Annotated in this window: 17 protein-coding genes, 2 rRNA genes and 1 pseudogene; 10 read left to right on the top strand and 10 right to left on the bottom strand. The window is 53.6% G+C overall.

What is annotated here, in order from left to right; translation table 11 throughout:
- The first annotated feature begins 84 nt into the window (after positions 1–84).
- Together BFV67_RS21980 and rrf are read left to right on the top strand one after the other, a co-directional pair.
- Positions 85–2988 (top strand): 23S ribosomal RNA (locus BFV67_RS21980).
- A 66-nt stretch (positions 2989–3054) separates the two neighbouring features.
- A 5S ribosomal RNA gene (rrf, locus tag BFV67_RS21975) occupies positions 3055–3170 on the top strand.
- 97 nt (positions 3171–3267) lie between these two features.
- Here the strand turns inward: rrf and mobB are convergent.
- Both mobB and mobA read right to left on the bottom strand, forming a co-directional pair.
- Positions 3268–3771, bottom strand: a complete 504-nt coding sequence (gene mobB / locus BFV67_RS21970; protein WP_069598910.1) for a molybdopterin-guanine dinucleotide biosynthesis protein MobB — start codon at positions 3769–3771, stop codon at positions 3268–3270.
- Positions 3768–4352: a molybdenum cofactor guanylyltransferase MobA gene (gene mobA / locus BFV67_RS21965; protein WP_039025242.1), complete on the bottom strand. Its 585-nt coding sequence runs from the start codon at positions 4350–4352 to the stop codon at positions 3768–3770. Before mobA ends, mobB begins: the two co-directional genes overlap by 4 nt.
- A gap of 68 nt (positions 4353–4420) precedes the next feature.
- Between mobA and BFV67_RS21960 the strand changes: the two genes are divergently transcribed.
- The 3 genes and pseudogenes from BFV67_RS21960 to dsbA all read left to right on the top strand — a co-directional run bounded on the left by BFV67_RS21960 (position 4421) and on the right by dsbA (position 6401).
- On the top strand, positions 4421–4690 hold the full coding sequence (locus BFV67_RS21960; protein WP_008501866.1) for a YihD family protein: 270 nt from the start codon (positions 4421–4423) through the stop codon (positions 4688–4690).
- 75 nt (positions 4691–4765) lie between these two features.
- A pseudogene (locus BFV67_RS21955) lies at positions 4766–5751 on the top strand (serine/threonine protein kinase).
- A 26-nt stretch (positions 5752–5777) separates the two neighbouring features.
- A complete protein-coding gene (dsbA, locus tag BFV67_RS21950; protein ID WP_008501864.1) occupies positions 5778–6401 on the top strand; it encodes a thiol:disulfide interchange protein DsbA in 624 nt (207 codons plus the stop codon).
- Between the two features lie 23 nt (positions 6402–6424).
- Here dsbA and BFV67_RS21945 read toward each other — a convergent pair whose 3' ends face one another.
- Complete coding sequence (locus BFV67_RS21945) at positions 6425–7333, bottom strand: acyltransferase (RefSeq protein WP_045408676.1); 909 nt, start codon at positions 7331–7333, stop codon at positions 6425–6427.
- A 440-nt stretch (positions 7334–7773) separates the two neighbouring features.
- On the opposite strand from BFV67_RS21945, the gene polA reads away from it, so the two are divergent.
- A complete protein-coding gene (polA, locus tag BFV67_RS21940) occupies positions 7774–10566 on the top strand; it encodes a DNA polymerase I (RefSeq protein ID WP_058654059.1) in 2793 nt (930 codons plus the stop codon).
- Positions 10567–10732: 166 nt separating this feature from the next.
- Positions 10733–10780, top strand: coding sequence for a small protein SpfP (spfP, locus tag BFV67_RS24980; protein ID WP_071892919.1), 48 nt, complete (start codon positions 10733–10735; stop codon positions 10778–10780).
- A gap of 98 nt (positions 10781–10878) precedes the next feature.
- Here spfP and yihA read toward each other — a convergent pair whose 3' ends face one another.
- Complete coding sequence (yihA, locus tag BFV67_RS21935) at positions 10879–11508, bottom strand: ribosome biogenesis GTP-binding protein YihA/YsxC (RefSeq protein ID WP_008501861.1); 630 nt, start codon at positions 11506–11508, stop codon at positions 10879–10881.
- A gap of 580 nt (positions 11509–12088) precedes the next feature.
- Here yihA and yihI point away from each other — a divergent pair.
- Both yihI and hemN read left to right on the top strand, forming a co-directional pair.
- A complete protein-coding gene (gene yihI / locus BFV67_RS21930) occupies positions 12089–12592 on the top strand; it encodes a Der GTPase-activating protein YihI (protein ID WP_069598909.1) in 504 nt (167 codons plus the stop codon).
- Between the two features lie 188 nt (positions 12593–12780).
- Positions 12781–14154, top strand: coding sequence for an oxygen-independent coproporphyrinogen III oxidase (gene hemN, locus BFV67_RS21925; protein WP_069598908.1), 1374 nt, complete (start codon positions 12781–12783; stop codon positions 14152–14154).
- Between the two features lie 100 nt (positions 14155–14254).
- On the opposite strand, the gene BFV67_RS24310 is transcribed toward hemN, so the two are convergent.
- The 4 genes from BFV67_RS24310 to glnA all read right to left on the bottom strand — a co-directional run bounded on the left by BFV67_RS24310 (position 14255) and on the right by glnA (position 18529).
- On the bottom strand, positions 14255–14365 hold the full coding sequence (locus BFV67_RS24310; RefSeq protein ID WP_032622955.1) for a YshB family small membrane protein: 111 nt from the start codon (positions 14363–14365) through the stop codon (positions 14255–14257).
- Between the two features lie 110 nt (positions 14366–14475).
- The gene (glnG, locus tag BFV67_RS21915) at positions 14476–15888 is read right to left on the bottom strand and encodes a nitrogen regulation protein NR(I) (RefSeq protein WP_008501858.1); all 1413 of its coding nucleotides are present in this window, start codon (positions 15886–15888) and stop codon (positions 14476–14478) included.
- 11 nt (positions 15889–15899) lie between these two features.
- Positions 15900–16949, bottom strand: a complete 1050-nt coding sequence (gene glnL, locus BFV67_RS21910; protein ID WP_008501857.1) for a nitrogen regulation protein NR(II) — start codon at positions 16947–16949, stop codon at positions 15900–15902.
- Positions 16950–17119: 170 nt separating this feature from the next.
- Positions 17120–18529: a glutamate--ammonia ligase gene (gene glnA / locus BFV67_RS21905; RefSeq protein ID WP_008501856.1), complete on the bottom strand. Its 1410-nt coding sequence runs from the start codon at positions 18527–18529 to the stop codon at positions 17120–17122.
- 376 nt (positions 18530–18905) lie between these two features.
- Here glnA and typA point away from each other — a divergent pair, with 376 nt between their 5' ends.
- Complete coding sequence (gene typA, locus BFV67_RS21900; RefSeq protein ID WP_008501854.1) at positions 18906–20729, top strand: ribosome-dependent GTPase TypA; 1824 nt, start codon at positions 18906–18908, stop codon at positions 20727–20729.
- Positions 20730–20809: 80 nt separating this feature from the next.
- Here the strand turns inward: typA and ompL are convergent, their stop codons facing one another.
- On the bottom strand, positions 20810–21496 hold the full coding sequence (gene ompL, locus BFV67_RS21895; protein WP_032635449.1) for a porin OmpL: 687 nt from the start codon (positions 21494–21496) through the stop codon (positions 20810–20812).
- Positions 21497–21570: 74 nt separating this feature from the next.
- Positions 21571–22995, bottom strand: a complete 1425-nt coding sequence (locus tag BFV67_RS21890) for an MFS transporter (protein WP_008501852.1) — start codon at positions 22993–22995, stop codon at positions 21571–21573.
- Between the last annotated feature and the right edge of the window lie 2 nt (positions 22996–22997).

Below are 22997 nucleotides of genomic sequence, written 5' to 3'. Positions count from 1 at the left end.
TGAAAATTGAAACGACACATCTTAATGGTGTGTTCGAGTCTCTCAAATTTTCGCAATCAGAAGTGAAACATCTTCGGGTTGTGAGGTTAAGCGACTAAGCGTACACGGTGGATGCCCTGGCAGTCAGAGGCGATGAAGGACGTGCTAATCTGCGAAAAGCGCCGGCGAGGTGATATGAACCTTTGACCCGGCGATGTCCGAATGGGGAAACCCAGTGTGATTCGTCACACTATCGTTAACTGAATACATAGGTTAACGAGGCGAACCGGGGGAACTGAAACATCTAAGTACCCCGAGGAAAAGAAATCAACCGAGATTCCCCCAGTAGCGGCGAGCGAACGGGGAGCAGCCCAGAGTCTGAATCAGCTTGTGTGTTAGTGGAAGCGTCTGGAAAGTCGCACGGTACAGGGTGACAGTCCCGTACACGAAAGCACACAGGTTGTGAACTCGAAGAGTAGGGCGGGACACGTGGTATCCTGTCTGAATATGGGGGGACCATCCTCCAAGGCTAAATACTCCTGACTGACCGATAGTGAACCAGTACCGTGAGGGAAAGGCGAAAAGAACCCCGGCGAGGGGAGTGAAATAGAACCTGAAACCGTGTACGTACAAGCAGTGGGAGCACCCTTGTGGTGTGACTGCGTACCTTTTGTATAATGGGTCAGCGACTTATATTCTGTAGCAAGGTTAACCGTATAGGGGAGCCGAAGGGAAACCGAGTCTTAACTGGGCGTTAAGTTGCAGGGTATAGACCCGAAACCCGGTGATCTAGCCATGGGCAGGTTGAAGGTTGGGTAACACTAACTGGAGGACCGAACCGACTAATGTTGAAAAATTAGCGGATGACTTGTGGCTGGGGGTGAAAGGCCAATCAAACCGGGAGATAGCTGGTTCTCCCCGAAAGCTATTTAGGTAGCGCCTCGTGAACTCATCTTCGGGGTAGAGCACTGTTTCGGCTAGGGGGCCATCCCGGCTTACCAACCCGATGCAAACTACGAATACCGAAGAATGTTATCACGGGAGACACACGGCGGGTGCTAACGTCCGTCGTGAAGAGGGAAACAACCCAGACCGCCAGCTAAGGTCCCAAAGTCATGGTTAAGTGGGAAACGATGTGGGAAGGCACAGACAGCCAGGATGTTGGCTTAGAAGCAGCCATCATTTAAAGAAAGCGTAATAGCTCACTGGTCGAGTCGGCCTGCGCGGAAGATGTAACGGGGCTAAACCATGCACCGAAGCTGCGGCAGCGACACTATGTGTTGTTGGGTAGGGGAGCGTTCTGTAAGCCGTTGAAGGTGGCCTGTGAGGGTTGCTGGAGGTATCAGAAGTGCGAATGCTGACATAAGTAACGATAAAGCGGGTGAAAAGCCCGCTCGCCGGAAGACCAAGGGTTCCTGTCCAACGTTAATCGGGGCAGGGTGAGTCGACCCCTAAGGCGAGGCCGAAAGGCGTAGTCGATGGGAAACAGGTTAATATTCCTGTACTTGGTGTTACTGCGAAGGGGGGACGGAGAAGGCTATGTTAGCCGGGCGACGGTTGTCCCGGTTTAAGCATGTAGGCGGAACGATTAGGTAAATCCGGTCGTTTTTTAACGCTGAGGTGTGATGACGAGGCACTACGGTGCTGAAGTAACAAATGCCCTGCTTCCAGGAAAAGCCTCTAAGCATCAGGTAACATCAAATCGTACCCCAAACCGACACAGGTGGTCAGGTAGAGAATACCAAGGCGCTTGAGAGAACTCGGGTGAAGGAACTAGGCAAAATGGTGCCGTAACTTCGGGAGAAGGCACGCTGATATGTAGGTGAAGCCCCTGCGGGTGGAGCTGAAATCAGTCGAAGATACCAGCTGGCTGCAACTGTTTATTAAAAACACAGCACTGTGCAAACACGAAAGTGGACGTATACGGTGTGACGCCTGCCCGGTGCCGGAAGGTTAATTGATGGGGTTAGCGGCAACGCGAAGCTCTTGATCGAAGCCCCGGTAAACGGCGGCCGTAACTATAACGGTCCTAAGGTAGCGAAATTCCTTGTCGGGTAAGTTCCGACCTGCACGAATGGCGTAATGATGGCCAGGCTGTCTCCACCCGAGACTCAGTGAAATTGAACTCGCTGTGAAGATGCAGTGTACCCGCGGCAAGACGGAAAGACCCCGTGAACCTTTACTATAGCTTGACACTGAACACTGGTCCTTGATGTGTAGGATAGGTGGGAGGCTTTGAAGTGTGGACGCCAGTCTGCATGGAGCCGTCCTTGAAATACCACCCTTTAATGGCTGGTGTTCTAACGTAGACCCGTAATCCGGGTTGCGGACAGTGTCTGGTGGGTAGTTTGACTGGGGCGGTCTCCTCCCAAAGAGTAACGGAGGAGCACGAAGGTTAGCTAATCCTGGTCGGACATCAGGAGGTTAGTGCAATGGCATAAGCTAGCTTGACTGCGAGAGTGACGGCTCGAGCAGGTGCGAAAGCAGGTCATAGTGATCCGGTGGTTCTGAATGGAAGGGCCATCGCTCAACGGATAAAAGGTACTCCGGGGATAACAGGCTGATACCGCCCAAGAGTTCATATCGACGGCGGTGTTTGGCACCTCGATGTCGGCTCATCACATCCTGGGGCTGAAGTAGGTCCCAAGGGTATGGCTGTTCGCCATTTAAAGTGGTACGCGAGCTGGGTTTAGAACGTCGTGAGACAGTTCGGTCCCTATCTGCCGTGGGCGCTGGAGAATTGAGGGGGGCTGCTCCTAGTACGAGAGGACCGGAGTGGACGCATCACTGGTGTTCGGGTTGTCATGCCAATGGCACTGCCCGGTAGCTAAATGCGGAAAAGATAAGTGCTGAAAGCATCTAAGCACGAAACTTGCCCCGAGATGAGTTCTCCCTGAGACTTTAAGTCTCCTGAAGGAACGTTGAAGACGACGACGTTGATAGGTCGGGTGTGTAAGCGCAGCGATGCGTTGAGCTAACCGATACTAATGAACCGTGAGGCTTAACCTTACAACGCCGAAGGTGTTTTGGCGAAGAGACAGATTTTCAGCTTTGATACAGATTAAACAGAATTTGCCTGGCGGCTTTAGCGCGGTGGTCCCACCTGACCCCATGCCGAACTCAGAAGTGAAACGCCGTAGCGCCGATGGTAGTGTGGGGTCTCCCCATGTGAGAGTAGGGAACTGCCAGGCATCAAACAAGTGAAGAGGCCATCCGAAAGGATGGCCTTTTTGCGTTTATGCGCCAAAAAACGGTAGGCCGGGTAAGGCAAAGCCGCCACCCGGCAAGTCAGACCGCACTCCACGCCACAATAAACTGCGCAATCCCGTCCACATCATTTAAATCCAGCACCGGAACCTCAAGTTCCACTGCCACATCGCTGGCCACCGCAATCACATGCTCATCCAGTGTTAACTCGCTCATATCATGCCCGGCATCGCTTCTGAAAAGTAAGATCTTAGGCACGGCCTCATGCTTAAATCCCTCAACCAGCACCAGATCCAGCGTGGAGTGATCCATCCGGCTAACCAGATAAGCGAGATTCAGCGGCGCCTCATCCGGCGTTTCTGTCATTAACGCCCAGCGCTGAGGACTTGCTACCATCGTTTGTGCTGCTCCGGCCTTACGCAGCTCATGGCTGTCTTTTCCGGGCGTATCAATGTCCATGTTGTGATGACTATGCTTAATCAAACCAGGGCGAAGCCCTCTGGCACAAAGCGCAGGAATGAGCTTTTTCAACAGCGTGGTTTTCCCGGTCCCACTCCAGGCGGAAATGGCTACAACAGGTATCATCTTTTCTCCTGCATCATCTGCAAATCTTCACTCGTATTTACGTTCACAAACGCTGATTTCACATCGCTAAAATCAACGGAATGGCCGCCAGACTCACGCATAAAGACCATCACTCTGCGCTCTCCCGCGGCCAGGTAGGCCAGCAGAGCAGGTGCAAGCGATCGATGCATCAACGCGACAGCAGGATGGTCACGTTCGCCGTCATGCACCCAAACCACAGGCGCTGTACCACGAAGCAGGAACAGACGCTCGACAAGACAGGACGGAATAAACGGGGTATCGCAGGGGCAGAAGATAAACCACTCACCCTGCGACTGTTGCATGACCGAAAGCATACCGGCAAGCGGGCCCGGGTAATTCTCAAGGCTATCCTGATAAACGGCGTAGCCGCTGCGCCGGTAAGTGTCGATATGCCGGTTAGCGCTGATGGCTATAGTCGTCACCTGACCTGCGAGCGTATCGGCGACATGCTGCCACAAGGGTTTTCCATTAAGAAGCTGAAGCCCCTTATCTTTTCCGCCCATTCGCGTTGCTCTGCCGCCTGCCAGAACGACCCCGATGATTTCCTGGCTAACATTCACGAATATCGCCTCTTTTATTGTGGGATTGACCCTGCTAACGTGTCACTCTAAATGAAAGGAGCACCACCATGAAATGTAAACGTCTGAATGAAGTTATTGAACTCCTCCAGCCCGCCTGGCAAAAAGAGCCAGAGCTCAATCTGATGCAATTTTTACAGAAACTGGCAAAAGAGTCAGGTTTTGACGGCGATCTGGCAGACCTTTCTGACGACATCCTGATCTACCACCTTAAAATGCGCGACTCTGCCAAAGATGCTGTTATTCCTGGTATTCAGAAAGATTATGAGGAAGATTTTAAGACTGCATTGCTGCGCGCCCGAGGCGTAATTAAAGAGTAAAAGCTTGTAAGCGGCGGCACCGAAATCGCCACAAGATGATATCCTGAATCATTCGTATAATTTCCGGATGATCGGATGAACGACCAGGCTTTTACTTTCCAGACATTACACCCGGACACCATTATGGATGCCCTGTTTGAACAGGATATTCGGGTGGATTCCGGGCTAACACCGTTAAACAGCTACGAAAACCGCGTCTATCAATTTCAGGACGAGGATCGTCAGCGCTATGTCGTAAAATTCTATCGTCCTGAACGCTGGTCCGCTGAACAAATTCAGGAAGAGCATCAGTTCGCTCACGATCTGCTGGATGACGATGTCCCCGTTGCCGCACCGCTAAAATTCAATAACCAAACGCTCCTTACGCACGAAGGGTATTACTACGCAGTATTCCCAAGCCTGGGGGACGTCAGTTTGAAGCGGATAATATCGATCAGATGGAGTGGGTTGCCCGCTATCTTGGGCGTATACACCAGACGGGACGCAAAAAAGCCTTTATTGCCCGCCCGACTATGGGGATTCAGGAATACCTTCTTGAACCGCGCACAATATTCGAAACGTCTGCAATGATCCCCGCAGCGCTAAAGTATGATTTCCTCAACGCCACCGATAAGCTTATTGCTGCAGTGAAAACCTGCTGGCGCGATGATATTTCCGTCCTGCGCCTGCATGGCGATTGTCACGCCGGGAATATTCTCTGGCGTGACGGCCCGCTGTTTGTCGATCTTGATGATGCGCGTATGGGGCCAGCGGTTCAGGACCTGTGGATGTTGCTCAATGGCGACAAAGCCGAGCAGCGCATGCAGCTTGAAACCATTATTGAAGCTTATGAAGAATTTAGCCCGTTTAATTCAGACGAAATTGCCCTGATTGAGCCTTTACGTGCGATGCGTTTTGTTTATTATCTCGCATGGTTAATCAGGCGTTGGGACGATCCGGCATTTCCTCGTAATTTCCCGTGGCTTACCGGAGAGGATTACTGGCGTAGCCAGATATCTACATTTACTGAGCAGGTTAAGGTTCTTCAGGAGCCCCCTCTGCAATTAACGCCGATGTATTAATGGACACACCCAGGAGAGAGTTAATCATGAAAAAAATTTGGCTGGCGCTGGCAGGTATGATTCTGGCATTTAGCGCTTCTGCTGCACAGTTTACCGACGGCAAACAGTACATCACGCTGGAGAAGCCGGTCGCTGGCGAGCCACAGGTACTGGAGTTCTTCTCGTTCTATTGCCCACACTGTTACCAGTTCGAGCAGGTGCTGCATGTCTCTGACAACGTGAAGAAAAAGCTGCCGGAAGGCACCAAAATGACCAAGTACCACGTCGAGTTCCTGGGCCCATTGGGTAAAGACCTGACTCAGGCATGGGCGGTGGCGATGGCACTGGGCGTAGAAGATAAGATCACTTCGCCAATGTTTGAAGCCGTACAGAAAACCCAGACCGTTCAGACCACTGCGGATATCCGTAAAGTGTTCGTTGATGCCGGCGTGAAAGGTGAAGAGTACGATGCCGCATGGAACAGCTTCGTGGTGAAATCACTGGTTGCCCAGCAGGAAAAAGCGGCTGCTGACCTCCAGCTTCAGGGCGTTCCGGCGATGTTTGTTAACGGCAAATATCAGCTGAACATGCAGGGCATGGACACCAGCAGCATGGATATTTTCGTACAGCAGTATGCAGATACCGTGAAATACCTGGTTGAGAAGAAGTAATTTCGCTGATGTAAAAACGCCGGTCACTGACCGGCGTTTTTGTATGAAGACTTTATCTTGTCTATCTGTTCGTCTTTCTCTTTCCAGAGCGTATTAAGCCACTGCTGGAAACGACGTTTGAAGTTCTTATCGTTTACGTAATCACCGTGCAGTTCAGCGTCAATCGGGACCAGGTCGACGTGCACGACAATACGCGTCAGTTTGCCGCTGAGCATATCGAAGAACGGCGTCTTATCGTTTTCCGGATAGCAGAGCGTGACGTTAAGAAGTTTATCGAACTGTGCTCCCAGCACGTTAAGCGCCATCGCAATCCCCGCTGCCTTTGGCGGCAACAGATGCTGATAGGGAGAGCGCGTTTGCTGGCGCTTCTCTTCCGTAAACCGGGAGCCTTCAACAAAGTTCACGATGGTCGTTGGATGCGCACGAAACTTTTCACAGGAGCGGCGCGTGGTCTCCACATCCTTACCGCGACGTTCCGGATGACGAATCAAATAGCTGCGCGAATAGCGTTTCATAAACGGCATATCGAGCGCCCAGCAGGCCAGCCCGATAAAAGGCACCCAGGCGAGCTGCTGTTTCAGGAAATATTTGTTCATCGGGATGTGTTTGCGAAAAAGCACGCATAACACCACGATGTCCGCCCAGCTGTGGTGATTGCAGATCAGCAGGTACCAGTTCTTTTTGTTAAGGTTCTCCAGCCCTTTGACATCCCACTTCAGGTGCGGGTTAAGGCGCAACAGGATCGCCAGTCCTTCGCACCAGCAATACATCATGAAATTACAAAATGCGGACACGGCTCGCCACACCACGGATACAGGCAGCAGCAGTTTAATGATCCCGGCGAGAATGATCGGTACGGAACAGGCGATCGTCACCAGGATAGTTAAAATGATGCTTAGCAGTAATGTTATTGCAGCGAGAAATCTCGACATGATGAGCTTTTTCAGGTAGTTAGCTGTAAGTGAGCGACCGGCTAGTCGACGCTGGGCGCTGATTTTACCAGAAAACAGACAAATGAATGGCGCTTTCACAGGGTGATTTGGCGGCTTTTACCCCGGCGCAGAAGATTTCGCTGTCGTTCTGCGTAAATCAAGGCTTATATCCACATAGACCAAACTGCCATCAGTTGGCCATATAGAGGCGATCTCATATCATAACAATCTGATAATTAAGATCTAAATATTGCCTTATATGTAATTTTTACGTCTGTTATTCATATGAAGTGAAAATACTCACAAACTTATCCACAGTTTGATTTTTACGAGCGATCCTCACGATCGCAAAATCTTTTCCTGTATCGGGCCTGAATAACTGATGTTTTCATCCTTCTGTGGCATCCTTTACGCATAAATTGATTAAAGGCACGGACATTATGGTTCAGATCCCAGAAAACCCTCTTATTCTCGTCGATGGCTCTTCTTACCTGTATCGGGCGTACCATGCGTTTCCTCCTCTGACCAACAGCGCAGGGGAACCTACCGGCGCAATGTATGGCGTGCTGAATATGCTGCGCAGCCTGATCCTTCAGTATCAGCCAACCCATGCGGCCGTCGTGTTTGATGCGAAAGGCAAAACGTTCCGCGACGAGTTGTTTGAACATTACAAATCCCACCGTCCGCCAATGCCTGACGATCTGCGTGCGCAGATAGAGCCGCTGCATGCGATGGTGAAAGCGATGGGTCTGCCGCTGCTGGCCGTTTCTGGGGTTGAAGCGGATGACGTCATCGGTACGCTGGCGCGTGAAGCTGAAAAGATGGGTCGTCCGGTACTGATTAGCACCGGTGATAAAGATATGGCGCAGCTGGTGACGCCAGGGATTACCCTGATTAACACCATGACCAACACCATTCTTGGGCCGGAAGAGGTGGTCGCAAAATATGGCGTGCCGCCAGAGCTGATTATCGACTTCCTCGCGTTGATGGGCGACTCCTCGGATAACATTCCTGGTGTCCCTGGCGTCGGTGAGAAAACCGCGCAGGCGCTGCTTCAGGGGCTGGGCGGGCTGGATACGCTCTACGCGGAATCAGACAAAATCGCCAGTCTCTCCTTCCGTGGTGCCAAAACCATGGCTGGGAAGCTGGAAGAGAACAAAGAGGTGGCTTATCTCTCCTATAAGCTGGCCACAATCAAAACCGATGTTGAACTTGAACTGGGCTGTGAACAGCTGGAAGTGCAGCAGCCTTCTGCGGACGAGCTTCTAAGCCTGTTTAAGAAATACGAATTTAAGCGCTGGACCACTGACGTGGAAGCCGGTAAATGGCTGCAGGCAAAAGGGGCAAAACCTTCCACAAAGCCGAAGGAGACGATTGTCGTTGATGCAGAAGAGCAGGCGGAAGAAGAAGCCGTGGCGCTTTCCTTCGACAATTATGAAACTCTTCTTGAAGAGTCACAGCTCATTGCCTGGATCGAGAAACTGAAAAAGGCGCCGGTCTTTGCCTTTGACACCGAAACGGACAGTCTCGATAACATCTCTGCCAATATGGTAGGCCTGTCATTTGCGACAGCGCCAGGTCATGCGGCCTATGTTCCCGTGGCGCACGATTACCTGGATGCGCCGGAACAGATCTCCCGTGAACGCGTGCTTGAACTGCTGAAGCCGATTCTGGAAGACGAAAAGGCGCTCAAGGTTGGGCAAAACCTCAAGTACGACCGCGGCATTCTGCAAAACTACGGCATTGAACTGCGCGGGATCGCCTTCGACACTATGCTTGAATCTTACATTCTGGACAGCGTCGCGGGCCGTCATGATATGGATTCCTTATCTGACCGCTGGCTCAAGCACAAAACCATCACCTTCGAAGAGATTGCCGGCAAAGGGAAAAATCAGCTCACCTTTAACCAGATTTCTCTTGAAGAGGCAGGACGCTACGCGGCGGAAGACGCTGACGTTACGCTGCAGCTCCACCTGAAGATGTGGCCAAAACTGCAAAAGCACGAAGGTCCGCTGAATGTGTTCCAGCATATTGAGATGCCGCTGGTACCCGTGCTGTCCCGCATTGAACGCAACGGCGTGAAAATCGATCCAACGGTGCTGCATAACCACTCCGGGGAGCTGGCGCAGCGCCTGACCGAGCTGGAGCAAAAAGCGCATGAGCTTGCAGGCGAGCCGTTTAACCTCTCTTCACCGAAGCAGCTGCAAACCATTCTGTTTGAAAAGCAGGGCATCAAGCCGCTGAAGAAAACCCCTGGCGGTGCGCCTTCAACCTCTGAAGAGGTGCTGGAAGAGCTGGCGCTGGACTACCCGCTGCCAAAAGTGATTCTGCAGTACCGTGGTCTCGCGAAGCTGAAGTCTACCTACACTGATAAGCTTCCGCTGATGATCAACCCGAAAACGGGCCGCGTGCACACCTCATATCATCAGGCTGTCGCGGCGACCGGTCGTCTCTCGTCAACCGATCCCAACCTGCAGAACATCCCGGTACGTAACGAAGAGGGCCGCCGTATTCGCCAGGCTTTCATCGCACCAGAGGATTATCTGATTGTCTCTGCTGACTACTCGCAAATTGAGCTGCGCATTATGGCGCATCTGTCCCGCGACAAAGGCCTGCTGACCGCGTTTGCCGAAGGGAAGGATATCCACCGGGCAACCGCGGCGGAAGTCTTCGGCTTGCCGCTGGACAGCGTGACCAACGAACAGCGCCGCAGCGCTAAAGCGATCAACTTCGGTCTGATCTACGGCATGAGCGCGTTCGGCCTTTCACGCCAGCTCAATATTCCGCGTAAAGAGTCGCAGAAGTATATGGATCTCTACTTCGAGCGCTACCCGGGCGTGCTGGAATATATGGAACGTACCCGCGCGCAGGCGAAAGAGAAAGGTTACGTTGAAACCCTGGACGGCCGCCGTCTCTACTTACCGGACATCAAATCCAGCAACGCGGCGCGCCGCGCGGGCGCAGAGCGTGCCGCGATCAACGCCCCGATGCAGGGGACCGCGGCGGACATTATTAAGCGTGCAATGATCGCCGTGGATGCCTGGCTCGAGAAAGAGAAACCGCGTGTGAAAATGATCATGCAGGTACACGATGAACTGGTATTTGAAGTGCACAAGGACGACCTCGACGCCGTGTCGAAGAAGATCCACGAACTGATGGAAAGCAGCATGACGCTGGACGTGCCGTTGCTGGTGGAAGTGGGAAGTGGTGAAAACTGGGATCAGGCTCACTAAGGGTTCTTCGCATAACGCGCTTTTTATGTAAGTTTGCAACATGGCAACGCGCGTTTTGTGACGATCATTAGAATTCCCTATGTAAAGAATGAAAAAAAACTACAAAAAGTGCTTTTTCTGCAACACAAAAAGGGGTAGAGTTATCGGCGTAGGGTACAGAGGTAAGATGTTCTATCTTTCAGACCTTTTACTTCACGTAATCGGATTTGGCTGAATATTTTAGCCGCCCCAGTCAGTAATGACTGGGGCGTTTTTTATTGCGGCAAAGAAATGTTCAGGCAAAAAAAAGCGCGGCCATTGCCGCGCTCGGTATTACTCTTCTTCCGCTTCCGTCGCGGGTTCCAGCTCGCTAAACCAGGTGTCGAGCTTCTGACGCAGCTTGTCCACGCCCTGCTTTTTCAGCGAGGAGAACGGCTCAACCTGCACATCACCGTTGAACGCCAGCACCGCTTCGCGAACCATATTCACCTGCGCTTTACGCGCGCCGCTTGCCAGCTTATCGGCTTTCGTCAGCAGCACCAGCACGGCGATATCGCTTGCCACCGCCCAGTCGATCATCTGCTGATCGAGATCTTTCAGCGGATGGCGAATATCCATCAATACCACCAGACCTTTCAGGCACATGCGTTTTTCGAGGTATTCACCCAGCGCACGCTGCCATTTGATTTTCATCTCTTCGGGTACCTGCGCATAACCGTACCCCGGTAAGTCGACCAGGCGTTTGCCCTCTGCGACTTCAAACAGGTTGATCAGCTGGGTACGGCCAGGTGTTTTTGAGGTACGCGCCAGGTTCTTCTGATTGGTCAGCGTATTCAGGGCGCTGGATTTCCCCGCATTAGAGCGGCCAGCAAAGGCCACTTCAATACCGGTATCAGAGGGGAGGTGGCGAATATCGGGCGCACTGGTGACAAAATGCGTCTGTTGGTAGTTCCAGGTAGTCACGTGGTCGTCTCCAAAAATCGTAATCTGAGGGGGATTATACCTGAATGCGGGCAAAAGACTTTTTTCATTGCACTCAGCCTGTAGGCTTAAGCCCTGGCCGCTGTGAGAGATTGGCTATACGTACTATGGGAGATTTCAGAGAAATCGCAGGAGCAAGAAAAAGGCAAACTGTTTTAAATCATCATCTTATTTCCAGGTAATTATCTGAAAATCCGTTTTTGTACCGTTTCGTTGCTTGTTAGTTTAAGCGAACACGGTAAAGTATGCGGCAAGGCGAGGAAGCCAACAGGATGATGACTTAAGGATAAGGGTCAGGAGCGCCAGGAGGCGAAGACGCAGGATTGTCAGGACGACCAGCGCCTGGAGGCGTTTTAACAGGAAATGGAACCGTATCACGGACGGTATTAGCCAAGGGATAAACAGGGTTTGTTGTTGGCAAACATGGAATGTCTGACCCGTTAAGGGTTGTGAGTCAGGAAAAAAGGCGACAGATTGCTCTGTCGCCTTTTTTCTTTGCTTGCTTTCTGCTAGATTTCGCCGCAATTCTATACTGAAGAAAACGACTTAAAGATAAAACATCATGAAAAAACCAACCTCCGCTGCGGGCGCGAAACGCCCTGCAAAAGCACGCCGCAAAACGCGCGAAGAACTGAACCAGGAAGCGCGCGACCGCAAACGCGACAAAAAACATCGCGGTCATGCTGCGGGTAGCCGTGCCAACGGTGGTGGTGCAGCGGGCGCTTCTGCAAAAAGCAAGCAGCAGAAAGATCCTCGTATCGGCAGTAAAACTCCCATTCCACTGGGCGTGACAGACACCCCGGTCACTAAGCAGCACAAACCAAAGAGCGAGAAACCTATGCTTTCACCGCAGGCTGAGCTGGATTTGCTGGAGAACGATGAGCGCCTGGACGCGCTGCTGGAACGTCTTGAAGAGGGTGAAACCCTGACCGCTGAAGAGCAGTCATGGGTGGATGCCAAACTGGATCGCATCGACGAGCTGATGCAGAAGCTGGGTCTGTCTTACGATGACGAAGACGACGAAAAGCAGGAAGATATGATGCGTCTTCTGAAGGGTGGAAACTAACATTTGCACCCGGCAGGCACGATAGTCCTGCTTATAACCCTTCCGGTTATATGTTATCTGGTGTGGTTATTCGTTAAACTACGGCGGTTGTCGCGGCGACAGAAGTGGCTGCGCACCCGAATGATGGCCCGCAATGGGGTCAGAACGGGCCGCCGTATACGAACGCGACACCAACGGAAGGAGTGAGCATGTCAGCACCAACTATCGACTGGGATTTGGCCCTAATCCAGAAATATAATTATTCCGGGCCGCGTTATACGTCATACCCCACCGCGCTGGAGTTCTCCGATGCCTTCGGCGAGGAGGATTTTCAGCAGGCTGTCGCGCGCTATCCTGAGCGTCCGCTGTCGCTCTACGTCCATATTCCGTTCTGCCACAAGCTTTGCTACTTCTGCGGCTGCAATAAAATCGTGACCCGCCAGCAGCATAAAGCTGACCAGTATCTTGACGCGCTCGAACAGGAAATTGTGCATCGCGCGCCGCTGTTTAAAGGCCGTCACGTCAGCCAGCTTCACTGGGGCGGCGGTACGCCAACCTATCTGAACAAAGCGCAGATAAGCCGCCTGATGACCCTGCTGCGCGGCAATTTCAGTTTTAACGACGATGCTGAAATCTCGATCGAAGTCGATCCGCGCGAAATTGAGCTGGATGTGCTGGATCACTTACGCGCAGAAGGCTTCAACCGCCTGAGCATGGGCGTGCAGGACTTCAATAAAGAGGTTCAGCGCCTGGTGAACCGCGAGCAGGACGAAGACTTTATCTTTGCCTTACTCAACCATGCGCGTGACATCGGTTTCACGTCGACCAATATTGACCTGATTTACGGCCTGCCAAAGCAGACGCCGGAAAGCTTCGCCTTTACGCTGAAGCGCGTGGCTGAACTCAGCCCGGACCGCCTCAGCGTCTTTAACTACGCGCACCTGCCGACGCTATTCGCCGCTCAGCGCAAAATCAAAGATGCGGATCTGCCTTCTGCCCAGCAGAAGCTGGATATCCTGCAGGAAACCATCACCTCGCTGACCGAGAGCGGCTATCAGTTTATCGGCATGGATCACTTTGCCCGTCCGGACGACGAGCTGGCCATTGCCCAGCGCGAAGGGGTACTGCACCGCAACTTCCAGGGTTACACCACCCAGGGCGATACCGATCTGCTCGGCATGGGCGTCTCTGCCATCAGCATGATTGGTGACTGCTACGCGCAGAACCAGAAAGAGCTGAAGCTCTACTACCAGCAGGTAGATGAAACCGGCAACGCGCTGTGGCGCGGCATCGCATTAACCCGTGACGACTGCATCCGTCGCGATGTGATTAAGGCGCTTATCTGCAACTTCCGTCTCGATTTCAGGGACGTGGAAGCGCAGTGGGCGCTGAACTTCAGCGATTATTTCGCGGAAGACCTGAAGCTGCTGGCGCCGCTGGCGAAAGACGGGCTGGTGGACGTGTCGGAGAGCGCGATTGAGGTCACGCCGAAAGGACGTCTGTTGATCCGCAATATCTGCATGTGCTTTGACGCATACCTGCGTCAGAAAGCGCGTATGCAGCAGTTCTCGCGGGTGATTTAAACTGCAATGCCGGGTGGCGGCTTCGCCTTACCCGGCCTACAAAAGTGCGAAATGTAGGCCGGGTAAGCGAAGCGCCACCCGGCTTTTCATCGCCAACTCGCTAGCTAAACAGCCCAACCAGCGCCGCGCACAGCACCGCCGCAACGGCGGTTTGTGGCGTGTGGCTTTCAGCGGCTCCGCTAGAGAGCATATTCACGAATGTTTCCAGCATGATGTTCACCCCCAATTTCCGGGCACGATCATACAAAACTCATCGGAACAGTAAAGCGCAAAATAACGGCAATTTGCGCTCAATTAATAACCTTTACACAAGCGCGGATATTACTCCATTCCCAGCTCTTTCAGCTTGCGCGTCAGGGTATTGCGTCCCCATCCTAACAGGCGAGCGGCTTCCTGCTTATGACCCTGGGTATGACGAAGCGCGGTGGTCAACAGCGTACGCTCCATCTCAGGCTGAGCCTCAGACAGCAGGTTTTGATGACCGGAACGCAGCGCGCGGTCGGCCCACTGCGCCAGCAGCGTCGCCCAGCTGTCCGGCAGCGCGTGTCCGCTACTGCTTTCCGGCGCGGTCGCCTCAAACAGCTCGGCCGGTAAATCCTGAATCAGCACTTCCTGACCGGCAGCCATCACGGTTAACCAGCGGCAGGTATTTTCCAGCTGACGCACGTTGCCCGGCCACGCGAGGCGGGTGAGGGCAGCATCGGTTTCCGGGTGAAGCTGCTTGGCTTCTACGCCCAGCTCGCGGGCGGCCACCTGCAGGAAATGACGCGCCAGGCGGGGAATATCTTCCCGGCGTTCACGCAGCGGCGGCAGATGAACGCGAATGACGTTCAGACGATGGAATAAATCCTCCCGGAATTTGCCTTCCTGCACGCGCTGCTCCAGGTTCTGGTGGGTCGCGGCGATAATACGCACGTCCACCTTCACCGGCGCATAACCGCCCACGCGATAAAACTGCCCGTCGGCCAGCACGCGCAGCAGACGGGTCTGAACGTCCAGCGGCATATCGCCGATCTCATCCAGGAACAGCGTGCCGCCGTCAGCCTGTTCGAAGCGCCCCTGGCGAATGGTATTTGCGCCGGTAAACGCCCCTTTTTCGTGCCCGAACAGTTCGGATTCAATCAAGTCCTTCGGGATCGCCGCCATATTCAGGGCGATAAACGGCGCTTTTGCCCGCGGGCTGTGGCGATGCAGGGCATGGGCCACAAGCTCTTTACCGGTCCCCGATTCGCCGTTGATCAAGACGCTGATGGACGAGCGGGACAGACGGCCAATAATGCGAAACACGTCCTGCATCGCCGGCGCTTCGCCGATGATGTCGGTGGTTGGCCCAAAATCGGGCGCGTGGCGCGGCTGCTGCTGCTCCTGGTAATGGCTAATCGCGCGCTCAACCAGCGCCACCGCTTCGTCGATATCAAACGGTTTGGGCAGATAATCGAATGCCCCTTGCTGGTAAGCGCTCACCGCGGCATCCAGATCGGAATGAGCCGTCATTATGATGACCGGAAGCATAGGGTGGCGTTGTTTGATCTGCTTTAACAGCGCCAGCCCGTCCATGCCCGGCATACGGATATCCGACAGCAGAACATCGGGCGTTTTAGTGGTGAGTGCGTCGAGCACTTCGCTGCCGCTCTCAAACGTCGTGCAGCTTAATCCTGCCCCTGTGAGCGCGCGTTCAAGCACCCAACGGATGGAGCTATCGTCATCGACTACCCAGACTATCCCTCGTTGCATAAACGTCACCTTTATTTTTTAATCGGCAGGAAAACCGAAAACTCGGTATGTCCCGGCCAACTGGTAAATTCAATTTTTCCAGAGTGTTGGTCGATCAAACTGCGGGCAATGGATAAGCCCAGGCCGGTTCCGCCTTCGCGGCCGCTGACCATCGGGTAGAACAGAGTGTCCTGAAGATGCGATGGAATACCGGGGCCGTTATCCTCGACGTCGATACGGGCCGCAAGCCGATAGCGCACGCCGTGTAACGTGAGCTGGAAGGCGGTACGGGTGCGTAAAATAATCTCGCCCCCTTCCGGTCCCAGCGCCTGCAGGGCATTGCGCACAATGTTCAACAGGACCTGCTCAATCTGATCCGGGTCATGGGCCAGTTCCGGCAGGCTTGGGTCGTAATCACGCACCAGCGTGACGTTCTCTGGCAGCTCCATCGAGACGAGCTTCACCACCCGCTCGGCCACTTTATGGATGCTTTCTGTGACGTGCATTCCCGGCTGCTGTGGCCCGAGAAGACGGTCAACCAGATTCCGCAGGCGGTCCGCCTGCTCGATGATGACGTTGGTATACTCCGCCAGCGCAGGGTCGGGCAGCGCCTTGGTCAGAAGCTGCGCCGCGCCGCGTAACCCACCCAACGGGTTTTTGATTTCATGCGCCAGGCCGCGCACCAGGTCTCGGGCGGCAATTTGCTGCGCATGCTGAAGCTGCTCCTGGCTCAGGCGACGCTGATTATCCATCGGCGCCATTTCCAGCAGGATCAAGCCTTCGGGAAGACGTTGCGCGGTCAGCGACAGAATGTGCGAGCGCCCGTCGATCACCAGCGTCACTTCGTTATCGGTGAAACCCTGGCCCGCCTGTAAACTTTCCTGCATCAGGCCAATATTCAGCGAAAAATAGCTCAGAAGTTCCGGAAGCGGGGTGCCGAACAGTTTGCGTGCGCTTTGGGCGAGCAGCTGCTGTGCCGCCGGGTTGGCGTAATGAACGGCCAGCTCGTCATCCACCAGCAAAATGCTGTTAATCAAAGAATTGAGGATCTGCCCAGCATCGGGCAGCGTGCCAGTTGCCATTCAGCAGTCTCCTGGAGTCGTTTGCACTAATTTAGTGCAGTATAGCGTTTTCGGCGTCAAAAGCGCGTGAGATCAGGTTGTTGGTGGAGAAAAAAGCCCATCCGGAGATGGGCTAAAAGTTTCCACGGCAACTACTCCCGGCGCTTGTCACGCCGGGTAAAACAACTTAATTAAACGCTGTAGTACAGTTCGAACTCAACCGGATGCGGCGTCATACGCACGCGGTCGTTCTCTTCAGTACGCAGGGCGATGTAAGCATCGATAGCGTCGTCAGTGAATACGCCACCTGCGGTCAGGAACTCACGGTCTGCGTCCAGCGCCTGCAGGGCTTCTTCCAGAGAGCCAGCAACCTGAGGGATCTCTTTCGCTTCTTCTGGCGGCAGGTCGTACAGGTTTTTGTCCATCGCTTCGCCTGGGTGGATCTTGTTCTTGATACCGTCCAGACCGGCCATCAGCAGTGCTGCGAAGCACAGGTATGGGTTAGCCGCTGGATCCGGGAAGCGAACTTCGATACGACGCGCTTTAGGAGACGCCACCACCGGGATACGGATAGAAGCAGAACGGTTACGCGCAGAGTAGGCCAGCATCACTGGCGCTTCGTAGCCCGGGACCAGACGCTTATAGGAGTTGGTGGTTGGGTTCGCCAGGGCGTTGATCGCTTTAGCGTGTTTGATTACGCCGCCAATGTAGTACAGCGCCTGCTCGGACAGACCGGCATATTTGTCACCAGAGAACAGGTTGGTACCGTTCTTGGACAGAGACATGTGGCAGTGCATACCGGAACCGTTGTCGCCAAACATTGGTTTTGGCATGAAGGTCGCAGTTTTACCGAAACGGTGCGCAACGTTGTGCACAACGTATTTGTAGATCTGAATTTCGTCCGCTTTTTTGGTCATGGTGTTGAAGCGGGTAGCCACTTCGTTCTGACCCGCAGTCGCCACTTCGTGGTGGTGAGCTTCAACAACCAGGCCCATCTCTTCCATCACCAGACACATGGTGGAACGAATGTCCTGTGCAGAGTCGACCGGAGGAACCGGGAAGTAACCGCCTTTCACGCCTGGACGGTGACCTTTGTTACCGCCTTCGTATTTGGTGGAGGAGTTCCATGCGCCTTCGATGTCGTCGATAGCCACGTGGGAGCCAGAGATAGAGGCACCAAAACGGATGTCATCGAACAGGAAGAACTCTGGCTCTGGCCCGAACAGAACGGTGTCCGCGATGCCGGTAGAACGCAGGTACTCTTCAGCGCGTTTCGCGATAGAACGTGGGTCGCGGTCGTAGCCCTGCAGCGTGCCTGGCTCGAGGATGTCGCAACGGATGATCAGGGTAGGTTCTTCGAAGAACGGATCAATGACCGCAGTGGTTGCATCTGGCATCAGAACCATGTCGGATTCGTTAATGCCTTTCCAGCCACCAATGGAGGAGCCGTCAAACATTTTGCCTTCTTCAAAGAATTCGGCGTTCACCTGATGAGCAGGGATTGTGACGTGCTGTTCTTTACCTTTGGTGTCGGTGAAGCGGAGATCAACAAACTTCACTTCATGTTCGTTCAGCATCGTCAAAACGTGTTCAGCGGACATACTTAACTCTCCAGATTGGTCATTGTCGTCGTGGTAACGAGGTCTTCAGTTTCTGTTTGTACTGGCTGTTGCCATGTAATTTTTATAAAGCGAAATCTGTGCCAACTTTTAAAACACCCCAAAAAGGCGTTATCATGCGCACCATAGTGCAAAAGGGCTGCACCACAATGGTAATGTTGCACCAGTATAGTGCTTCAGTGTGAACACCGAGCACCATATTGGTGCAATTTTCGTTAAAGTGCCCTTTTTCGCTCCGTGAAAGCGATCACAAAGCATCTCTGCGATACTTGTTTGCGGAGGATGTTTGTGATCCTGTTTTGTAGTGCGATTAATCCGTGTACAATAACGCGCTATTTCTAATGCCTGAGGCAAAGTTGTGATCGAAAATTTGCGTAACATCGCCATCATCGCGCACGTTGACCATGGTAAAACTACCCTGGTTGATAAGCTGCTGCAGCAATCCGGTACGTTTGATGCACGTGCCGAAACTCAAGAGCGTGTGATGGACTCCAACGATTTGGAGAAAGAGCGTGGGATTACTATCCTCGCGAAAAACACCGCTATTAAATGGAATGACTACCGTATCAACATCGTTGATACCCCAGGGCACGCCGACTTCGGTGGTGAAGTTGAGCGCGTGATGTCCATGGTGGATTCCGTGCTGCTGGTGGTTGACGCATTTGACGGCCCAATGCCGCAAACGCGCTTCGTGACCAAAAAAGCATTTGCCCATGGCCTGAAACCAATTGTTGTTATCAACAAGGTTGACCGTCCTGGCGCACGTCCTGACTGGGTTGTTGATCAGGTATTCGACCTGTTCGTTAACCTCGACGCGACCGACGAACAGCTGGACTTCCCTATCATTTACGCTTCGGCGCTGAATGGTATCGCGGGTCTGGACCACGAAGATATGGCGGAAGACATGACCCCGCTGTATCAGGCGATTGTCGATCACGTACCGGCACCGGATGTTGATCTGGATGGTCCACTGCAGATGCAGATCTCCCAGCTGGACTACAACAACTACGTTGGCGTCATCGGTATCGGTCGTATCAAACGCGGTAAAGTGAAGCCAAACCAGCAGGTTACTATCATCGATAGCGAAGGCAAAACCCGCAACGGTAAAGTTGGCAAAGTGCTGACTCACCTGGGTCTGGAGCGTATCGACAGCGATCTGGCTGAAGCGGGCGACATCATCGCGATCACCGGTCTGGGCGAGCTGAACATCTCTGACACCATCTGCGACCCGCAGAACGTGGAAGCGCTGCCAGCCCTGTCTGTTGATGAACCAACCGTTACCATGTTCTTCAACGTCAACACCTCTCCGTTCTGTGGTAAAGAAGGTAAGTTCGTGACCTCTCGTCAGATCCTTGACCGCCTGAACAAAGAGCTGGTGCACAACGTTGCGCTGCGCGTTGAAGAAACCGAAGACGCTGATGCCTTCCGCGTATCCGGTCGTGGTGAGCTGCACCTGTCTGTTCTGATCGAAAACATGCGTCGTGAAGGTTTCGAGATGGCGGTTTCCCGTCCGAAAGTTATCTTCCGCGAAATCGACGGCCGTAAACAAGAGCCGTTCGAAAACGTGACGCTGGACGTTGAAGAGCAGCACCAGGGTTCTGTGATGCAGGCGCTGGGCGAGCGTAAAGGCGACCTGAAAAACATGAATCCAGATGGCAAAGGCCGCGTACGTCTCGACTACGTGATCCCAAGCCGTGGCCTGATCGGCTTCCGTTCTGAGTTCATGACCATGACCTCTGGTACCGGTCTGCTGTACTCCACCTTCAGCCACTACGACGACGTGCGTCCGGGCGAAGTGGGCCAGCGTAACAACGGCGTGCTGATCTCCAACGGTCAGGGTAAAGCGGTTGCGTTTGCGCTGTTCGGTCTGCAGGATCGCGGTAAGCTGTTCCTGGGTCACGGTGCTGAAGTTTACGAAGGCCAGATCATCGGTATTCACAGCCGTTCTAACGACCTGACCGTAAACTGCCTGACCGGTAAGAAACTGACCAACATGCGTGCGTCCGGTACTGACGAAGCAACGGTTCTGGTTCCACCGATCAAGATGACTCTGGAGCAGGCTCTGGAATTCATCGATGACGACGAACTGGTAGAAGTGACTCCGCTGTCTATCCGTATCCGTAAACGTCACCTGACCGAGAACGATCGTAAACGTGCTATGCGCGGTGCGAAAGAAGAGTAATTCGGTTATGCCGTAGGCCGGGTATGCGCATGCGCCACCCGGCAACGAAAAAGCCGCTGAGCGATCGGCGGCTTTTTTTATTAGAACGAATACCGTAGCCCTAAACGGATCCGGTACTGCTCCCGGTTGTAATCATTCCATCGGTCCAGCCACTGCAGTTCGAGGTACGGCAGCCAGTTTCTGTCGATCCTGTAACTGAATTTATTGGTAATTTCCCAGTGATGGTCTTTGCCATTTTTGCTGTGGTAGTCATTCACCCGCTGGAAAAAGTGCGGTTCAAAGGTGTAGAAAAATGCATCCGTTACTTTGAAATTCCAGTAGTTGGCAAATTCGTGCGTGTCGTTCTTATCCATCTGCCCGTTATAGTCCGGCGTATCGTAGTTGTTATGGTTATAGCGATAGCGGAACGTCAGATTAAACCAGTCTGTAAATTTGTAGTTGGTATCTAAATAAACCGCGCCACCCGAACCGGCGCTGCTGTCGTTAATCAACCCGCCGGGCTGGAAGGTGAGTTTATCGGTTGGCTTAAAGAGCGGATACCACCCCTCGATTTCGTTATAGCTGTGCTTAAGTTCATCCCATTTACCCACGTTATAGGCGTTGGTGAACATCAGTCCCGCGCCCATATCGAAGTTATAACCCGCACGCAGGATCACCTCGTGCATCTCTGAGGCCGTATTGTAGGCTTCACGCGTTTCGACATAGGCCCCGGCAAATACCGGGCAGGACACAGACGACACGATCAGTACAGTGATGATTCTTTTCATAATTTGTCCATGTATCAGGTACAGAAAGGCCTCCCTCCTGATAAACAGGAAGGACATAGTGGCCGGATTTATTGTTATAAAGTGACTGCTGACGCTTTATTGTTGGTGGTTATCTCAGGGGTATTCGCGGTTTGTTTCTTCCGTTTTCCAATCTCCTCGATAATAAAGGCGAAGCGCGCTTCGTTGAGTTTATAAAACAGCCCCATGGTCACGGCAGCAACAATCGCCAGGCCGCACGGCCAGAGGAAAATCAGCTGACGCAACCCAAGCAGCGTGCCCGCGCTCTGCACGGCATGGGGAACGTAGCCAATCTGGGTCAGCATAATGCCAGGCAGGAAACCGGCGAGCGCGGCGGAGATTTTGCGCGAGAAGGTATAGCCGGTATACACCGACCCTTCGGCGCGAATGCCGGTTTTCCACTCGCCGTAATCAACGGTATCCGGCACCAGCGCCCAGTTCAGGCTGTTCACAAACGCCGTGCCGAAGAAGGCCATGCAGGAAAACAGCACGAACAGCAGGGAACTGGTCCCCCAGAAGAAATTCAGCACGTCGCCCACCGCCCACAGCGCCAGCCCGCCCAGATAGACCGGTTTCTTGCCAAAGCGCTTTACCGCGCCGGGCACCAGAAACACGCCAATCAGAATGCAGCCCATGCTGAAAAAGCCCATCCACGACAGCAGATGCAGATCGTTCAGCACGTACTGGGTGTAATAGACCTGAATCGCCAGCTTGATGTTGAAGGCGGCGAGGGTACACAGGTTGGCGATGCACAGCACCAGCAGCGGTGGATTGCGGAAAATCGCGCAGAATGATTTCAGAATGCCGGGCTTATGGTGATCGGGTGTGAGCTCCACGTAGCGCTCTTTCACCCCGCTGTAGCACCACCACATGCAGAACAGGCCGCCGGTAACGAACACCAGCGCGGCCACCAGATAGCCGAGTGAGGGCTGGTGGACGAACAGCGCCTGAATCGGCATAAAGCCGACGGTGCAGAGCAACAGTCCTACCGTTGCGCCGCCCTGACGCCACGCCGCCAGCTGCGCGCGCTCGTTCGGGTTTTTGGTGATGGCCGGGACCATCGCACCGTAGGCGCAGTTCATCAGGCTATAGCAGAGGCCAAACATCATGAAGAGCACGGTGGCGAGAGCCGTTTTCACCGTCAGGCTAAAGTCGTTGGCCATAAACTGCGCCGTCGCCACCAGCGCCACCGGAACGGAGGCATAAAGAATGAACGGCCGGAACTTCCCCCGCGCGCCGATGTTACGCCGTGAGTCGAGCAGCACCCCGGTCAGCATGTCGGTAAAGGCGGTGAAAAACTTCGCGACGAGGAAAATAATGCCGCCGTAGAACGCCGGCATGCCCAGTTCATCGGTGTAAAACTTCAGCAGATACAGCGTGCCAATACACAGCATCAAGTTCGAGCCAAAATCGCCCATCCCGTAGGCGCACTTCTCTCGCAGGCTCAATTTCAGGGTTAACGGATCAGTATTATGTGTCATGG

Source organism: Enterobacter roggenkampii (assembly GCF_001729805.1).
Classification (GTDB): domain Bacteria; phylum Pseudomonadota; class Gammaproteobacteria; order Enterobacterales; family Enterobacteriaceae; genus Enterobacter; species Enterobacter roggenkampii.
This window is presented reverse-complemented; position numbering and strand designations above follow the sequence as displayed.